The following is an 18,123-nucleotide window of genomic DNA, read 5'->3' as shown; positions in this document are numbered from 1 at the left end:
GGAAATAATTGGTTCAAGATACCCCGAAAATTTTATCTCAACCAATTATTCTCTGCGGTAATCCTAATAGGCCTTAACTCATCGCTTCCGCCTCAACACCGGCGGCGTATACGGTTTGCCTGGTTTTAAGTAATTACGGATATAACTACTGTCCTTTGTTAATTTAAACCATTGAAACCCGCGTGTTGAATCTGCCTTGTACTGCACTCTTCCCAGGTAGTCAGGCATTTTATTGGTAGCTGCAATTTCTTCCACTTTTTTCAACCGTTCGGTTGATAACGAATCGCGCAGGTACTTTTCTACTAAAAGCGATGCAATAGGGGCGGCAAATGAAGCGCCGGACCCTGCATTCTCCACCACAACGGCTATCGCTATCCTGGGATCTTCCCGGGGAGCAAAGCATACAAAAGTGGAGTGATTGTACAGTTCAAAACTATTGCCGTCCAGCATGATCTTGTTTTGTGCGGTGCCGGTTTTGGCACACATATTAATACCGGCGATACGGGCGTTTTTGGCTGTTCCATGCTCCACCACATCCTGCATACCTGCAGTTACCACATTATATACCTCAGGTGAAATGTGTGTAAGCACCTCGTGTTTTATCCGGTATTTTTTCAACAGGGTATCGGTTTCGTTTTCTCCATCAATACCAGCTACCAGGTGTGGGGTATAATAATAACCCTTGTTGGCAATAATACAGGCCGAATTCGCGATCTGCAGGGGAGTGGCCAGCATCTTATCCTGTCCAATGCCTAAGCCGCCGCCCGTCATGGTACAGGAGTTCCATAGGCCGCGATAGGCTTTATCGTATTGCGTGGTATCCGGTATGTTGCCACCGTCCTCGCTTGGCAGGTCAATTCCGGTGCGGTGCCCCATACCGAAAGCCGTCATGTACGTTTTCCAGGCGGTTAATCCCTGCCGTGGATTATTATAAGCCGGGTTATCGATGGTCTTTTTAATAACATCCGAAAAAAAGGAATTACACGACCAGGCAATGGCGAGCCTTAAACTGGCTGCATGCCCAGGCTGCTTTTCGGTACAATTCTGTGGCCGGTTACAACCGTAATAAGTCCCGTGGCAATCATAACTGCTGGCAGGCGTGATCAGTCCTTCTTCCAGGGCAATCAGTGCACCCATAGGTTTATAAGTTGACCCCGGTGGGTACAGTCCTTTGATGCCCCTGTTTAACATGGGACTGGCTACGTCCAGCACCAACCGCGAATAGTTTTTTTGCCTGGCAGCACCGGCCAGGTCATTGGGATTAAAATTGGGACTGGATGCCATCGCCAGTACGCCGCCGGTTTTTGGGTCGAGCGCAACTACGGCGCCTACTTTTCCCCGCAGCAGCTTTTCTGCCAGCATCTGTAGTTCTATATCAAGATACGTACGCAGGTTACGCCCGGCTATCGCCGCCGTATCATCGCTTCCATTTTCGTAACTGCCAACTAGTCTGTTGTGGTTATCTTTTAGCAGGTATTCCACGCCCCGTTGTCCCATCAGCACACTTTCATAACTATTTTCAAGACCGGCGCGGCCAACATAATCGCCGGTCCGGTAAAAGCCGCCCGACCGTTTGATGATGGCCGAATCTGCTTCGCCGATATAACCCAGAATATGAGCGCCCGCGTTGTATGGATAAACCCGCACCGGCCGTTCCACCAAAGTAAAGCCCGGGTACTTCCAGATATTTTCATCCAGGCGAACATGCACCACTTCAGACAGCAGCGGCGCAAACAGGGATGGCCGGTAACCGCCATTCCTTATTCGCGCATCATGCAGGCGTTTGTTGAACTCTGTAAGATCAATACCCAACAGCGAGCACAGCTCTGTAGTGTCAACCGTTTTCACTTCATTGGGTGTTACCACCAGGTCATACATGATAACGTTGTTCAATATTGCTTTGCCCTTACGGTCGAAGATGATGCCCCTGTCGGGATACTTTACCTTGGGAAATACGGCGTTTCTGAACGCGTCCTTGCGATACTTGCCCGAGAGTACCTGCAGGTTAAATAACTGGGCGACGATAATAAGAAATACGGTGATCAGGATAAGCCGGATGATATTGGTGCGCGATTGGTTGAAGGTTGCCATTTGAATGACAGGCGATTTTAGGGAGAACCTGTGCTTGTGTTGTGAAGGATGAAATTAGAATATCTACCAGACAGTTGCAAAGTGTCAGCAAACTTTTTTTTCGTTAAATAAAAAGGACCGTTCGCCAGCTGGCGGACGGTCCCCGGTTTTCATAGGAAATAAGTTCAATAAGTTTAGCCTTTCTTTTCGGCGTTGAATTTGGTAGTGATCCTGTTCTCCAGGTCCTGCAGGTGCAGGCGGGTATATTTATCAACCGCGCCGGCTTTGGCCTGTTTTACCAACGTCAGGATCTGGTTCAGGTTATCGCGTAACAAGGCATACGCATCTGAGTTTACATAGTTGTAACCAAACGGTACAACCATGGTAGAAATATCGCCATCGTTTACCTGCGTGAATACCTGCTGCAGTATACGGCTTACATAGGCTTTTTGCAAACCGCGGCGGTAAACATCTACGCTTTTGCCTGCATATACCTCGGTGAAGATGGCTCTGTTCAGGTCCTGCAGCATTTCGCTGAGGGTGTAAGCTTTTTTACCGGCTTCATTGTTTTGTTCCATCCACAACATGCGGCCCATCCTGTTTCTTGAAAGCAGGGCGGTGATGATGTTGTTTTGCATTTGATTTACTTCGGTAGGGAAGTTGGTAGACGTTTTGTTCAGCATGTCGTCGTTCTTTAACCACAACGGCGTGGTAAACACGTTGCGCGCCAGGAACTGAACGGCGTTCTTTTGTTTTTCGTAGCTGGTAGCCTCGTATACCGCACCACTTTGGGCGCCTACTTTATCAGTTCTTTCAATACTGCCTACAATATTGGTGGCATGGCCCAGGTACAGGTTAAACTGGCTGTACAGGGTCTTGTACATATCGAAAGGTTTTTCAAAATCTTCATTGGCAACGGTTGACCATTTCATGAGATTGGGCATTAACCTTTTCAGGTTTTTGATGCCGTATTCACCTGCTTTTACCACATCGTCGCTCAGGTCTTCGTTCTGGCAACGGTAGTCGGTAAAGCTTACTTCGCTGCCAAACCACAGGCGGTGGTTTTTGGCCAGGCTGTCGCTTGCGATCTTTACCAGGGCTTTCTGCTCGTCAAACTCATTCTTGAATTCAGGGCGCCAGGTGTAACCCCACTGAATAGCCCAGTTGTCGTAATCATTGATGCGGGGGAAAAGGCCTTTTTCAGAAATATGATCTTCCGGCTGGGCCACGTAATTGAAACGGGCATAGTCCATAATAGAAGGGGTGTGGCCGTGTGCTTCTACCCAGGCTTTATCGCGCAGTTTTTCAACCGGCACGGTGGAGCTGGACCCGAAGTTGTGCCGAAGGCCCAGGGTATGACCTACTTCATGGCTCGATACAAAACGGATCAGCGTTCCCATTAAGCTATCGTTCAGTTGCAGGTGCAGGGCGTTGGTGTCTACTGCCCCGCACTGGGCCATGTACCAGCTGCTCAGCAGGGTCATTACGTTGTGGTACCAGAAAATATGGCTTTCGATGATCTCACCACTGCGGGGGTCAGCTACGCTGGGGCCCATGGCATTGGCGATCACGGAAGGGCGGTAGATGATAGCGCTGTGCGTGGCATCGTCTATGCTCCAGGTGCTGTCTTCTTCTTTGGAAGGCGCTTCGCGTGCATAGATGGCGTTTTTGAAACCGGCTTTTTCAAATGCTTTCTGCCAGTCGTTCACGCCCTGTATTAAATAAGGTACCCATTTCTTAGGGGTTACGGGATCAATGTAAAACACAATGGGTTTGGCGGGTTCCACCAGTTCGCCCCGTTTGTATTTCTCTACATCCTCAGGCTTTGGTTCCAGCTTCCAGCGTACTGCATATATTTTGTCTTCCACCCCCTGCGCGTTGGCCTCAAAGTCGCGGTGGCCGGTAATAAAGTAGCCAACGCGTTGGTCGAACAGGCGGGGTTGCATGGGAGTTGCAGGTAATAATACCAGGGAGGAGTTCAGCTCAACGGTATAGTTGCTGGCAGTAGGGTTCATGCCGGCTGCGTAAGTTTTTACTGCATGAATTTCTACATTGGAAGCATAGGAATGAACGTAGTCGATGTAACTGCGGTCGTTCTGCTGGGCGCCCATGCCGGCGCGGTCTTTAAATTGTTTTTTCTGGAAATACAGTACGTCGTTATCGCTGTTCAGGAACTCCGTTACATCCACTACGGTAGCGGATGAATCTGGTTTATAAGCGGCTACCGGGAAGGCGGCGGATATGGCCAGTACGTTGTTCTTTTGTACGCCTGCAAACAAAGGCTGCGTGCTGTCGCTTTCATATTCCAGGTAAAAGATGCGGCGCAGGAACAATTTTTTGTTAGGGCCTTTTTCAAAACGGTATACGGTTTCACCAATCTGGTCGCCGGCATAACCACTGCTGCCATTGCGCATTTCGGCGCTGGCTTTGGATACGCGGCTTACGATCAGGATATCCCGGCCGAGGATGTTGTTGGGCACTTCAAAAAAGAATTTGTCATCTTTCTGGTGCACGGTTATAAAACCCCGGCTCGATTTCATGTCGGCTGTGATCACCTCTTTATAAGGTTTAATGGTGGGAGGCACAACAGGCGGTTTACGGGTAGTGTCGGCCGGTTTTACCTTTGCTGTGTCTGCCGGATGTTTAGACTGTGCCTGTACATTCACTGCCATCAGGATACTGCAAATGGCAATAAAACTCATCTTACGCTTGGTGATAAACATAATGGTGTTTGTTAATAAAAATCATTTACTGGGCTCCCACCTTCCCTCTCCGCCAGCTGGCGGAGAGGGGTAGGGAGGGGGGCCGTTGGCTATACTTTCCTTTCCTTAGCGGGGGGTCTGTTCTATTTCCGGATTCAGAAGAATGTATTTGTCTGCAATGGCGAACGTATACTCGTTGCTGCCGGGCGCCAGGGTATAGGTAACGCCTTTGAACGGCCGGCTAACGGTTGAGATCAGGTTGTCTTTTTGCAACCGGCGCTGATCGAACCAGCGGGCGCCGGTGCCCATCAGTTCAATTCTTCTTTCCATGATCACCAGTTGCAATGCATCCTGCGCCGTAGCAGCAGTAAGATCGGTGTAACCGGTGGTAGTGAAACGTTTCCTGCGCAGGTTGTTCAACACAGTTAAAGCGGTGGAGGTGTTGCCGGCACGGGCTTCACATTCAGCTTTAATCAACATGATTTCGGGAACTTTGGGTCCCACATAAATGCCCTGGTTGGCCAGGCGGTGTTTGTAAGTACCGCGGTTGGTAAAGTTAGAAACAGGTATGTTGGCTCCTGGCTGGGTGAACATCCTGTAACGCAGGTCGTTAACGGAGTCAAACAAATTCACTGCCTCATTGCTCAGCGGTAAGGTTGAAACGAAGCTGGAAACGACTTTGGAGAAAATGGTTTCCGGGTCGTTTGACTTATTGGGGTAGGTGGTTGGTGCGGCCGCATACGCATTCAGGTCTACCAGGGTGTTTTTAAGTTGCAGGGCGCTATCAGCATACAAACCGGCTTTTATAAAGTTGCGCTCGTTCAGGTATACCTTCGACAGCATGGCATACACAGCTGCCTGGGATGGGTTGGTGTTTACATCCGATGTGACGGCCAGGTTAGGGCGCGCTGTTTGCAGATCGCCGATGATCTGGTTATACACGCCTTCTACACTTACCCTTTTCAGACTGGATGTGAAGTTGGTCTGTAATACAACAGGCACGCCAGGGTCGGTGGCAGCCGTGGCGGGATCGTATTGTTTGGCGTAAATATTCACCAGGGTAAAATAAGCATGTGCACGATGTACCAGGGCTTCGGAGTAAGCTTTGAGCTTTTCTGCATCTGTGCCGCCTTCACTGTTCATTACTTCATTTATTACAATGTTGGTGTTATAGATGATCTGGTACTGGGTGGCGTAATCGGGATCTTCCTGTGTTTCCGCCCATATTTTGGGTAACCAGCAATAGGCATAACCCAGGTTAATGTTCAGATTGGTTTGCCATACTGTTCCGTCGGCTGTCCATACTTCATCACTGGCGTATAAAGGATACAGGTACGTTTTTTCCATTAACTGGGAGCTGTTGTACAACAATCCCTGATAATCTTTGGTGTATTTTAACTGCCGAACATTTACGGGCGAGATTTCAACATACTTGCGACAGGCGGTGGTGGCTAATACTGCGAGTGCTGACAGGGTATATAATAACTGTTTCATTGATGACCGGTTGTTAGAATGAGCAATTAAGGTTGAACGTATAATTCACACTGGGCGGCAGGTTGGTAAAGTTGCTGTTGTTGGCATAATCGGGGTCGATGCCTTCTTTGTTAGCACGCCAGATAATACCCAGGTTGCTTACCGTAGCATTGGCGTTAATGGATTTGAACACTTTTATTTTATTGATCACCGTTTGCGGCAACGAATACCCAAGTGTTATTTGCTGAAAACGAACGTTACTGGCATCAAGCACATTTAAGTCGGCATTTCTGAACCAGTCAAGGCTGTTGAAGTTTATTTTGGCCAAACCTGGTACCAGGGCGGTAGCTTCGTCGCCGGCTTTGCGCCATCTGCTGTTCAGCATCTGGCTGTTGTTCACCATGCCCGTTACTGTACCGGAGTTGTTGGGATAGCCAGCACTAAGGTCCTGTCTCCTGAATACGTAACCCATATAGAAAGTGATACGGGCGCTAAGGGTAAAGTTCCTGTACTGAATGGTATTCATAAACCCGCCAAAGTAAGGAGGGGTAGTACGCCCCATATACTTCATTTGTTTTTTAGCGGTATTGCTGGCTAAAGAATTCAGTTTTTTGCCGGTAGAATCAAACAATTGAGTTTGCCCTACGCTGTCCAGTCCGGCCCAGGCGTAGGCAAACATATAGTCATTAGGATAGTTGTTGTAAACCGTGTTATTACCACCAATACTGCCGGTGTTATTAGGAAAACGGTTGTCCGTTATTTTGTTGGTGTTGAAAGCAAGGTTGAAAGTGGAGGTCCAGCGCCAGTCAGCTGTTTTAACGGGTACGCCGGTAAGCGAAACTTCCACGCCGTGACCTTTTAAATTGGCAGCATTTACCTGTAAGGTGCTGTAGCCATAGGTGCTGTTAGATGGCATGTTGTACAGGATGTTCTCGGTTTTTTTACGATATACATCTACTGTAAGACTGATGCGTTCGTTAAAGAAGCCGGCATCCAGTCCCAGGTTGGTGGTTTTGGTAGTTTCCCACCCCAGCAAAGGATTGGCTGGCTGGCCAATAGTAGTATAAGGCAACTGGGTGTAAGGATCTGTTGAGCCTATGTTTACCGTAGTATAGTTTTGACCGCCGTTAGGGGCGTTACCGCCAACGCCATAGGTAGCACGCAGGCTCAACCGGTTCAACGGATACGCATGTTGCATAAACGACTCGCTGCTAACGTTCCAACGGCCGCCTGCTGACCATAATGGCTGAGCACGGTTCCTTCTGTCAACACCCACTATATTCGCATCATCATAGCGTAAGCTACCCGATACAAAGTATTTGTTCTTCCATCCATAGTCAACCATACCGTAATACGACAGGTATCTTCTAATGCTTCTGTAAATGCCGTTATCCTGGTTACTGATGCTGCCGGTAGTACCGGTAACGGTAGTATAAGATCCGGTAGAGGTAGTGTTAATGTTTACAGAAGTGCCAAGGTCTTCATCGAAGCCGTACAGGGTTTGTTGATTGCCGGCTACTTTGCTTTGTCTGATCTCCGAACCCAGGATGGCATTGATGCGGTGATTTTTATACGACTTATTAATGTTGAGCTGACCACGCAACCCATAATCTTCGCCACGTACATTGCTCAATTTATAAACGCCACCCAGGGGTATGCCGTATACTAATTTTTTGGTAGTAGCATTATAGGAGGTGGCTACGTTTAAAAGCTGGCGGCCCAGGTAACTGTCTTTGTTCTGCAGGTTCTCCTGCTGATCGGTGCTGCGTTGTAACTGGCCCGATACTTCAGCACTTAACCAACTGGTGATAACACCTCTTGCCGACAAACGCATCCGTACCGTGCTTTTTGTGTCGGTGAAATTATTGTAACGCAGTTCATCTATGGGATTATAGGTCCAGCGCAGGTAACCCATGCGGGTTAAGCTGTCTGTAACTCTTTGGGTAAAGTCAATACTTCTTTGAACAGGAACGCCATTTTCATCTACCAGCATATCATAAGGGCGTAAACCCAAATTGCCAATGCTCATGGCGTTGGCTGCAGCGGTATTTAACTGGCTTTGGGCATAGGTATAGTTGAGGTTGGTACCAATGGTAAGACGTCTTTTAAAAAAGTCGTTGGTTGTATTGGAGGTGATGTAATAATTCTGATTGGCATTGCTTTTATATACCGGTACATTGCGGGTATAATTACCGGCCAGGTAATAGGTACTGTTGTCGCCACCGCCGCTCAGGCTCAGGTTGTACTGTTGGGTAACTGCACGTTGTAACAGATAATCTTTTAGCTGGCCCTGGTTATTATGGCTGCTGAGTACACCCAAAATGGAATCGCGTTGAGCGTCAGTGATCTCGCCTCTTTTATTGCGGAACAGGGTATTGACGACGTCGCTTACTTCGGTATTTTTCCAGTTGGTGGTAGGATCGGCAAACATGTTCAGGCCATACAGTTCTTTTTCAAGATCGATGTACTCTGCGCTGGACAGGGTTTTAAGATTTTTGAAATTAGCAGGGCCGGAAACGCTCAGCGTGGTGTTGAGATTTATCTGAGGCATCCCTCTTTTACCTTTTTTTGTTTCGATAACAATAACCCCGTTAGCGGCCATAGAACCCCAGATGGCGGCCGCGGCCGCATCTTTTAAAAAGGTAATGCTTTCAATATCGTTGGGGTTAAGGGTGCTGAGGATGGCGTTGCCGGTGGCGTTGATGATCTTACCGGTAAGAGGGTTTCCCCTGTCAACCGATGCGCTGGGGATATTGGTAAGGTTCTGATCGATGGCCGGGAAACCATCAATAACTACCAGCGGGGCTATCAGGCCGTTAACACTCAGGCCATTCGTGCCTCTTACCTGTATCTTGTTGTTACGTACATCGAACAACACACCAGGCACCTTGCCTTCCAAACGCTCCAGGAGGTTGGTAGAAGGGCTGGCTTCAATTTCTTTGGCAGTAACCACATTCGCGGAACCCGTTTGGGTAGCTTTGCTTTTTGCCTGGTAACCGTTGTTCATTACCACTTCTACTTCCCTTTGCTCTTCGGTATATGGCGCCATGCTCAGGTGCACGGCAACCGGGGCATTGGTAACTTTTATTTTTCTGTCAACCCGGTTGTAGGTAACGTGCGTAACAATGAGGGTGTAGGAACCGGGCGCCACGCCTGTAAAGGAAAACGCGCCCTGCTCATTGGTATTGGTGTATTTAGTATTGCTTTGATCGGTAGTTGTAAGCGCAACTCCTGCACCGTTTATGGGTTTGCCGGTATTTTCCAGCAAGGTACCGCTAACAGTTTGCGGCGCGCCGGTGGCCTGGTTTGGCGGTAGGGTGTCTGCGCGCGTAATGGACTGAACTTTTTCCTTCTCCTGGATCACCACTGTTTTTTTTACAATGCTCCATTTCAAAGGCTGGTCTTTCAAACACAGGTTCAGTACCTCTTCAAAGGGGCGGTTGCTTACTTCCAGGGTCACCGGTTTGGCATCGCGCAGCACCGCGTCCTTATAAAAGAACTGGTAGCCGCTTTGCTTTTTTAATTGTCCCAGTACAAATTCCAGGGAACTGTTTTTCACATTCAGCGTAATGGTTTGCGCATACGTGTTGGCCTGTAACTGTAAGCAGGTGGCCAGGATCAGTAAGGCTGTAAACTTCATCATCAACAGCGTTTTTAGTGATGGATACGGCAATATTTTGCCGTTCGCCTGTAACTGCATAGTTTTGGTTGGTTTAGGTCATTCCGGATGGATCCGTTCAGACGGTTTAACAATAAATAAGTCTGCCCGACTTTTTATAAATAATGACCTCGACTTACTCACCGCCTCGAACGCCAATTCGGGGCGGTTTTTTTTCGGATCATTTGTCTCCGTTTTTATTTGCCGCTCAGCACGGTCAGTTTTCTTCCCTCCAGTTTAAAGCGAATACCGGTCATCTGTAAAATGGTCAACAACTCTGTTAGGGTGGCGGTGCGGTCAATACCACCGGTAAAAGTGTCGTTTGGACGATTGCCAGCATACACAATATCTATATCGTACCACCGGGCCACATCGCGCAATACTTCTGTGATGTCGCTGCGTTTGTAATTGAACAGGCCATCTTTCCAGGCAGTGGTTTGATCGAGGTCAGGCGAATGGTCGATGGTGAGAGGTGAGTTCCCGACTTTGTCGGGATGCCGGGAACCGGCAGGGTCAGTGGTGAGTGGGCTCGCTGGTACAATAGCCCGTTCTCCTGGTTTAAGTATCACTGAAACTTCTCTGCCGTTTGCCGTCTGCCGTTTGCCAACTTTCACGCTTCCTTCCAGCAGGGTCACTTTTGAATCAGCTTCATCATCATACGCCTTTATATTAAAGTGAGTGCCTAATACTTCAACAGTTCCTTCCCTGCCTGCTGATGCGAAATGTACCTTGAACGGTTTTCTGGCATCTTTCTTCACTTCAAAATAAGCTTCGCCTGTAAGAGCTACTTTTCTTTCATTGGCGGTAAATGCGGTAGGGTAGGTGAGCGAGGTGCCTGCATTCATCCAAACCTTACTGCCATCGGGCAGGGTTAGCGATATTACCCGGCTGCCCCTGGGATTGTTCAATGTATTATAGGTAACAATTGCCAATTGCTTATTGTCTGTTGCCGATTGATACACCAGTTGTCCGTCTTTTTCCATTATCACCCGCGATCCGTTTTCTGTTGCCAGGGTTCCGCTTGGCACCTGGTCGAGCATTATCTGTTGGCCGCCAGCGAGGGTTAAGGTCGCTATGCTTTTATCGGGCGCCTTTACATCATTGGTGATGGCCGCCATATTCGGTTGTACCGGTCCCTTTGATGGGTGCAGTATCAGGCGGTAAACTCCCAGGCCAATCAATACTATCACCGAGGCAGCGGCAGCTATATATGGCCATAACTTTCTTTTCCGGGGCAGCGGTATTACCTGGCTTTCATTCAGGATATTTTTCAGGATGGCGGCCGAGCGGTCGTCCCCAACAACATGACTGGGCTGGTTATAGCGCATCCAGGCGCCTTCCAGTACATCCTGTAATTGCGGTTCATCATTAACTGTTTCAATGAGTTGAAACAGCTCCTGTTTCTCGGCGGCGGTGCAATCGTTGGTTAATAATTTATCCAGTAATTCCTGTAGTCTTTGTTGAGACATGGCTTTAGCGTGTTTAGGAAAGGTTACAAAAAGGTTATGAAATTGTGATGGTACATATGTGTGACAAACCGCGGGAAAGAGAAGTCTAGTTGCCTGGAAAATATTTTTTAAGCCATCATCATGGCTACCGCGGGAACGAGGTAAATAAGAAGGGAGGGGAAATGCTGGGCGATGTATTCGCGGATGGTTTTCAGCGCCTGTACCATGTGGTTGCGAACGGTGGAAGTGGAAATGCCGAGGGAGGCGGCAATTTGCTCGTAGGTGAATCCCTGTTCCTGACCCAACTGGTACACTTTGCGCTGTTGGGGCGGCAGGTTGTTAATGGCCTGTTGCAGGGCAGTTTGTACCTCTTTTACAGTGAGCAGTTCATCGCTTTGGACCCCTTCCGGCGCCAGCCGCTGTACTTCGTTCAGTAGCAGGGCTTCCCGGCTTTGGCGGCGCAACACATTGATAGCCGTGTTTTGCGCCATGCGATATAAGTAAGCATTGAAATTGTCGATACCGGTAAGCTGGTCGCGGTCGCGCCAGATCTTTAAGAAAACATCCTGCAATACGTCTTCAGCAATGGTGGCGCTGCCGCTCAGGTGGAAAATAAAGGAGTAAAGCTTGTTCTTGTATAACCGGAACAACTGTCCAAAGGCGATCTCATCACCCTGCACTACCCGCATTATTAACTCATTGCCGTTGTTTGGTTGTTGCATCAATGCCTTTCTGATGGCATAAAATTATTAAAAAGCATGATGTAATAAAAGGATAATGCGTTTTAAACGGCTGTTAGTTGGTTTTTTCTGCTGCCTGGTTTATTGAATCCCGGCGCTTTTTTCGCTGAAAGCAATCTTTTACCCGCGGGCAGCGGTTACTCAGTCTTTTCTATCATATTTTGTTTTATGACCCGGATTTGTTTCCGGCCTCAGGGCGTTCGGATAATTATAGTCGGTCTTTATATCTACGGCAGTTTGTTTAACCAGTTTAAATACCTCATACGGGTTTTCAATGGCAATCCATTTGTCATAGGTCTTTGTAGTATGGCCATCATCAGTTTGGGTACTGCCGCTAAAAAAGCGTATGGTACCTACGTTGTTCATACGTTCAATTACGTTTACACGTACTTCCATTTCAACTATTTTATCATAATCAACGGTCTTGAAATCTGTACCAATAAAACCTGTCCGGATCATGATCCGCTTGTTGGAATAGGCATAAGCGGTATTGCGGTATGAAAGCAGCCTGTTTAGAAAAGCAAAAGAGCCAAAGACCAACGGCACTAACCCGCCCAGCCAAATCAATGGAAATGGGGCGGTTCCTGAAGCCTTCATGAAATTATTTGTGAATGAGATCCAGCATATAGCTATCAGAAGCGTGAAGAGGAATGGACCAATCCCATTTAAGATATAAGGAAGGAGTTTTGGTTTGCCCGTCCATAAAATTTCTTCATCATAGTCTTTAACGCTCTCAAATTCCGGTAATAAACTGTTGTCGGGTGTTGAGGTCATAGTTGGATATATTTTTGTTTTGCTCATATCAACATGGCAGAACAGATCTGAAAAGTCCATTGTTGACTGGCTATTCTTTTGTCGGGCCGGTGGACGATTTGTTACAGGTCCTGGTATTGTTTGTTTTTACATTGGCCAAAGGAAGAACACAGGATGTGGTGCTGCGATGTGATTATTCGATGATCCTATAACTGGTCTTTACTTTTCAGATATTTTCTTATTCTTCGAATACGCTTTTTGGAGTATTTTATTTCGTCGGAATAAGAACAATGATAAACATAAAATTTGCTGTTGTTGAAATTGCCAAATAATAAATACCGTTTATTCATTTGGAATGTTAAAGAACAATCACTTCCGTCAGCGTCTGTTTCAATTTCCTGACTTTTTAAAATGGTTCCTTTAAGGCTTTGGGTGATGACCAGGATGGCTTTTCCGCTTTGCCCATTTACGTCAGGGCTTATCAGTTTTTTTACTTTTACGGTAACGATATATTTTGACGTGTCAACATATTTTTCAACCGGATGCATGATGCAATCGCAGGCTGAAGCGGTAATAAAATGGAAGCAAATCGAAAAGAGCGTTAATGCCAGCTGTTTATTCATACGTAAAATCATTCGACCGTGAAAAGTTTTCAATTAATACTACTTTGTTTTATCTGCGTTGCCAAAAGTTTTTAGCCAGGCCAGGTATGGCCATAAATAAAAGCGGGTAAGAATGCAGATGGAACGATACAATGTGATTTAAAGCTGACTAATTATGCGATATTATTACTCAACTTTAATTCATCCTTGTCAATTTATGCAATGGTTTTCCCTAATTGTGTATTAACCCTTACTCATTATAGATAATTAAGTTCCGATTATGTGTTATCAATTCTTATAAATAGGTCATCCAGGACCAACATTGGACCATCGGTTCGTTAGATTAGAGCATATCTGCTTAACTTATGCAAATATCTTTAATACTTTTCACTATAAATAGGCAACTTATGCTCCAATGTTATGAACTTATGTGCCAATGTTATGTAGGGTTGTCCAAAAGTTATACCGGGTTGCTCCAATATTTACCCAGGTTGTTCCAAAGTTTATCCAGTTTACTCCAATGTTAAGTCAGGTTACTCAAATGTTGGTTCGAAATGCCGCATAGTTACTCCTAAATGCGGCATCTTTGATGAGATATGCCACAAACTTCGATAAAAGTGCGGCAAAGTTTGTCAAGTCCCGCACATAAAAAAAGAAGAGAGACAATTACCAACTATTTTAGTTATCTTCCTATTATGTCAAAATTTAAAGATGTAGTGGTAACACTCACTAAAAAACATCCCGAAACCGGCGAAGTAGTGCCGACCGGGCACACCTATGTAGTGGGTGTATTAGGCAATAAAAAGAAATGGTATGAAATCGATTCGCAGTTATTAAACAAATTGTCGAACGAAGATTTACAAAAAGAGCTGTTTAAATTGTTGCATCCGCAAACACATCATTAATCACAGTAGCCTCTACTGTCACCGCTTAACCTGCACGGTCACCTTCGCCGGCAGCTGTTCCTCATAATTATCATTTTTGGAATACACATACAGATGGCGGATCGTAAATTCTCCCTGCTGAGTGGTCAATCACAAAACCATATTGCCCCTCGCCAATTTTGAGCAGCTTCGGTTTGGGGCCCTGGGAGAAGGCGCCATAGGCTGCAATCGCGGGCTGAAATAGCTCCATTCTCCAGTTGCTGTCCACCTCCACGAAGGGGCGAACCCGGGGATGTGCATTTGATTTAAAAATTGAATTTCTGACATTCTGCAATAATATTGCGTCATTAACATCTGGTTAACGATCTGTTAACAAGCGCTATAACAAATGACAACATCTCTTAATACTATGTAAAAAACCGGTATAATTTATTTTTTTTAAAATTCGTACTTGCAGCAGTTCCCCTAATGAATCAAAATCTAAACTGCTTGCATATGAAAGAAAATTGCTTGCCCTTACTATGTCCATTTGCGAGACCCCGGAGTAAAGTCGCGCTGATAATTGTTCTATTTCTCTTCTCTACTATTGCGGCTATAGCCCAAACATCCAGGATAAGCGGCGTAGTAAAAAATGCCAAAGGAGAGACAGTTGAAGGAGTTACGGTAGCAGTAAAGGGTAACCCCAGCGTCTCCAGCACTACAGATGCCGGCGGTAGGTATGCCATTAATGCCGACAGTAATAGCGTATTGATTTTATCCCACGTCGGTTTTCAGAATTTGGAAGAAAAAGTAAAAGGCAGAACGGTCATCAATTCCTTACTTCTTGAGAGTAATTCAGCGCTCGATGAAGTGGTAGTGATTGGTTATGGTACCCAAAAGAAAAGAGATGTAACGGGTGCTATTCAGACCATAAGTGCTAAAAATATTGAAGAACGGCAGGCTGTATCGATTTATGCCGCTATTCAGGGTGCTGCACCAGGCGTACAGGTGCTCAATACTTCAGGCGCCCCTGGCAGCTCTTCTCAGATCCGTATTCGCGGCGCCTCTACATTAACAGAAGGCGCTGCAGTAAGTCCATTGTATATTGTAGACGGTGTACCAAGGGATAATATAGATGATATTAACCCAAACGACATTCAATCGTTGGAGATTTTGAAAGATGCTGCATCGGCCGCTATTTATGGTTCCCGGTCTGCCAATGGTGTTGTTATTGTTTCTACCAAAAGTGGCTCGTCCGGAATGCCACGCATTTCGTTAAGCTATCTGAAATCTTATACAACGCTCTCACATCGCATACCCCAGTCGAACAGGCTGGAGCGACAGATCTTTGACCAGTATCAAAGTATTGGCCTCGCAAAAGCACCCAACGACTCTACAGCTTTTAACAACAATACCGATAATGATTATCAAAGCCTGATTACGCAGGTGGGGCCACGCAACCAGTTTGATTTAAGTATAAGCGGAGGTGCTAAAAACGTAAAGTTTTTTAATAGTTTGCAATATTTGAAATCAGAAGGCATTATCCTTAATTCTTTTTATAACAGGATTACCGACAGAACTAATATAGATTATGCGCTATCGCCGAAATTTAACCTGAGCACCCGTGTCAGTTTTACTTATACAGATAAAAATAATATCAACGAAGGAAAGGTTATACAACAGGCACTACAGCGGGGGCCTCAACAGGCTTTATATAATCCTGATGGTACTTATATCTTCAATAACGGGGGGCGTTATAATCCCATTGCAGAGGCATTGTACCGGGTAAACAGAACCAAAGCCTATAACGTGATCCTGTACCAGGGCATGGACTTCAGACCTGTTAGAGAATTGCTCATCCACGCAGATGTATCGGGCGACGGCACCTTGTCCCGCAACTATACGTTTAACCCGGCCGTATTAAGCACGGCAACCCCGCCTGCTGATGACGGATCCGACAACACCGATCTCGCACTAAGAATACAAAGCAACCTGTACGCTTCTTATTCTAAATTATTCAATGATGTTCATGCTGTTACTTTGATGGTTGGAGGAAATATCGAAAACGATCCGCATGAAGTAGCGAAGATTGCAGGCAGCACCTGGGTATCGGAACAGGTTCAAACTTTGAATGCAGCTACCATTTATACGAACGCCACGACCTCCACTTCGGAAGCTTATTCTCTCTTAGGTATGTATGGGCGTTTTGCTTATAGCTATCGCGGACGCTACCTGTTGAACGCGACAGTAAGACGCGACGGATCTTCAAGATTCGGTGAATCTAATCGTTGGGGTAACTTCCCTTCCGTTTCATTGGGGTGGCGTTTTTCTGATGAAAAATTTATGAACTGGAGCAGCACAATATTAACAGATGCCAAGCTTCGTTTAAGTTATGGCATAACCGGCAACCAGGCCATTGGGAACTATGATGCACAGAACCAGTTCGTCTTCGGCACTTCCACCTCCAGCTTTGTTTATAATGGCGTAGGTGGGGTTCAGGCTAATAGTCAAATGGGTAACCCCCAGTTGAAATGGGAATCTACCACCCAAAAGAACATTGGGGTAGACCTGAGCTTTTTAGGCGGTAAGGCATTGTTAACGGCAGACTATTATGATAAGCGAACAGACAACCTGTTGTATACCGTGTCTCTTCCTTTTGAAGCCGGCGCTACTACCGCAAGGGTAAACTATGGTTCAGTCAGCAACAAAGGCATTGAGCTGATGCTCTCTGTTACTCCGGTTCGCACGAGGGATTTATACTGGCAAACAGGCATATCCTACTCCCGGAATAAAAATACAATCGTAGCGCTGCCCGGTGGAGACAATGTGAAAACAACAGGAAGCACCACCTCGCCTATGACCTCCTGGCTGGTGGCACAAGGACAGGAAGCTGGCTTATTCTATGGCTATACCTATAAGGGTGTTTATGCGTATGATCAGTCAAACGCTTACACCAACGACTATAAAACGAGGCTAAACCCGGTCTTTGCCGTAGATAAAGGGGGTAACGTTATACTTGATGGCGGTGGACATCCGACCTTGCAGTATTACACCCTGCCAGACGGTTCTAAATATGGCGGCAATCCCGGCGATACCATCAGGCAAATGACAGTAAATGGCGCCCCATCCCGGGGCGGGGATGTAATATGGGCGGATCTGGATCATGATGGAAAAGTTACAACTAACGACCGCTCGGTAATAGGGCATGCACAGCCCAGATGGTATGGCGGCTGGACCAATTCTATATCCTACAAGCAATGGACTTTATCATTCGCCGTATATGGCGTATTTGGTAACAATGTCTACAACTCAGGTGCATGGTATAATGATGCCATGAGCAATAGCAATACAACTCCTTTGCCTGACTATATCTACAGCAACTGGAAATATCCTGGTCAGGTTACAAATTACTATGCGCATGTTAACGGAGCAGGATTTAATACGCAACAGGTAAGCAGCAAGTTTGTGGAAGACGGCACCTATATCCGTCTGCAATCAGTATCGGTAGGTTATAGCCTGCCGGCCAAATGGTGCAAACGGGTCTTCATGCAAAATCTGAGAGCGAACCTTTTCGCAAGCAACTTACTTACGTGGACAAATTACACGGGATTCGATCCTGCAGTAAACCAAACCAATGTGCTCACGCCCGGTGGTGATCCAGGCACCTACCCGGCGCACCGGGAAATAGGATTTGCGTTAAATGTAATATTTTAAACCTGCCCCTATAACACTAAAATTTGTGTGATGAAAAGAATAAAAATATTTTTTCTCATAATCGTGGCATCTTCATCCATGCTTTTATATACGGGATGCT

The 18,123-nt window shown here is 46.4% G+C and carries 10 protein-coding genes; 2 read left to right on the top strand and 8 right to left on the bottom strand.

Annotation, left to right across the window (positions count from 1 at the left end; genetic code table 11):
• Positions 1–78: 78 nt before the first annotated feature.
• From mrdA to NIAKO_RS19700, 8 genes are all read right to left on the bottom strand, one after another.
• Positions 79–2,091 (bottom strand): penicillin-binding protein 2, encoded by a 2,013-nt coding sequence (gene mrdA / locus NIAKO_RS19735; protein ID WP_014220213.1) that lies wholly within the window; start codon positions 2,089–2,091, stop codon positions 79–81.
• A 173-nt stretch (positions 2,092–2,264) separates the two neighbouring features.
• Positions 2,265–4,793: a zinc-dependent metalloprotease gene (locus NIAKO_RS19730; RefSeq protein ID WP_014220212.1), complete on the bottom strand. Its 2,529-nt coding sequence runs from the start codon at positions 4,791–4,793 to the stop codon at positions 2,265–2,267.
• A gap of 105 nt (positions 4,794–4,898) precedes the next feature.
• Positions 4,899–6,266 carry a RagB/SusD family nutrient uptake outer membrane protein gene (locus NIAKO_RS19725; protein ID WP_014220211.1) on the bottom strand — a complete coding sequence of 456 codons (1,368 nt, stop codon included), beginning with the start codon at positions 6,264–6,266 and terminating at the stop codon, positions 4,899–4,901.
• Between the two features lie 13 nt (positions 6,267–6,279).
• Positions 6,280–9,888: a SusC/RagA family TonB-linked outer membrane protein gene (locus tag NIAKO_RS19720; RefSeq protein WP_165761237.1), complete on the bottom strand. Its 3,609-nt coding sequence runs from the start codon at positions 9,886–9,888 to the stop codon at positions 6,280–6,282.
• A gap of 212 nt (positions 9,889–10,100) precedes the next feature.
• Positions 10,101–11,372, bottom strand: coding sequence for a FecR family protein (locus NIAKO_RS19715; protein ID WP_014220209.1), 1,272 nt, complete (start codon positions 11,370–11,372; stop codon positions 10,101–10,103).
• Between the two features lie 107 nt (positions 11,373–11,479).
• Entirely contained in the window at positions 11,480–12,073 is a 594-nt protein-coding gene (locus NIAKO_RS19710) for an RNA polymerase sigma factor (protein WP_014220208.1), read from the bottom strand.
• 159 nt (positions 12,074–12,232) lie between these two features.
• On the bottom strand, positions 12,233–12,865 hold the full coding sequence (locus NIAKO_RS19705) for a PH domain-containing protein (protein WP_014220207.1): 633 nt from the start codon (positions 12,863–12,865) through the stop codon (positions 12,233–12,235).
• 185 nt (positions 12,866–13,050) lie between these two features.
• Entirely contained in the window at positions 13,051–13,479 is a 429-nt protein-coding gene (locus NIAKO_RS19700) for a hypothetical protein (protein WP_014220206.1), read from the bottom strand.
• Positions 13,480–14,141: 662 nt separating this feature from the next.
• Here NIAKO_RS19700 and NIAKO_RS19695 point away from each other — a divergent pair.
• A complete protein-coding gene (locus NIAKO_RS19695; RefSeq protein ID WP_107685544.1) occupies positions 14,142–14,351 on the top strand; it encodes a hypothetical protein in 210 nt (69 codons plus the stop codon).
• 474 nt (positions 14,352–14,825) lie between these two features.
• Positions 14,826–18,023, top strand: a complete 3,198-nt coding sequence (locus tag NIAKO_RS19690) for a SusC/RagA family TonB-linked outer membrane protein (protein WP_014220204.1) — start codon at positions 14,826–14,828, stop codon at positions 18,021–18,023.
• Positions 18,024–18,123 lie beyond the last annotated feature (100 nt).

Source organism: Niastella koreensis GR20-10, assembly GCF_000246855.1.
Taxonomy (GTDB): domain Bacteria; phylum Bacteroidota; class Bacteroidia; order Chitinophagales; family Chitinophagaceae; genus Niastella; species Niastella koreensis.
This window is presented reverse-complemented; position numbering and strand designations above follow the sequence as displayed.

Coding starts and splice junctions, on each gene's coding strand:
- NIAKO_RS19730 (WP_014220212.1), bottom strand. CDS start 4,793: ATGTTTATCACCAAGCGTAAGATGAGTTTTATTGCCATTTGCAGTATC.
- NIAKO_RS19725 (WP_014220211.1), bottom strand. CDS start 6,266: ATGAAACAGTTATTATATACCCTGTCAGCACTCGCAGTATTAGCCACC.
- NIAKO_RS19700 (WP_014220206.1), bottom strand. CDS start 13,479: ATGATTTTACGTATGAATAAACAGCTGGCATTAACGCTCTTTTCGATT.
- NIAKO_RS19720 (WP_165761237.1), bottom strand. CDS start 9,888: ATGATGAAGTTTACAGCCTTACTGATCCTGGCCACCTGCTTACAGTTA.
- NIAKO_RS19690 (WP_014220204.1), top strand. CDS start 14,826: ATGAAAGAAAATTGCTTGCCCTTACTATGTCCATTTGCGAGACCCCGG.
- NIAKO_RS19710 (WP_014220208.1), bottom strand. CDS start 12,073: ATGCAACAACCAAACAACGGCAATGAGTTAATAATGCGGGTAGTGCAG.
- NIAKO_RS19695 (WP_107685544.1), top strand. CDS start 14,142: ATGTCAAAATTTAAAGATGTAGTGGTAACACTCACTAAAAAACATCCC.
- NIAKO_RS19705 (WP_014220207.1), bottom strand. CDS start 12,865: ATGACCTCAACACCCGACAACAGTTTATTACCGGAATTTGAGAGCGTT.
- NIAKO_RS19715 (WP_014220209.1), bottom strand. CDS start 11,372: ATGTCTCAACAAAGACTACAGGAATTACTGGATAAATTATTAACCAAC.
- mrdA (WP_014220213.1), bottom strand. CDS start 2,091: ATGGCAACCTTCAACCAATCGCGCACCAATATCATCCGGCTTATCCTG.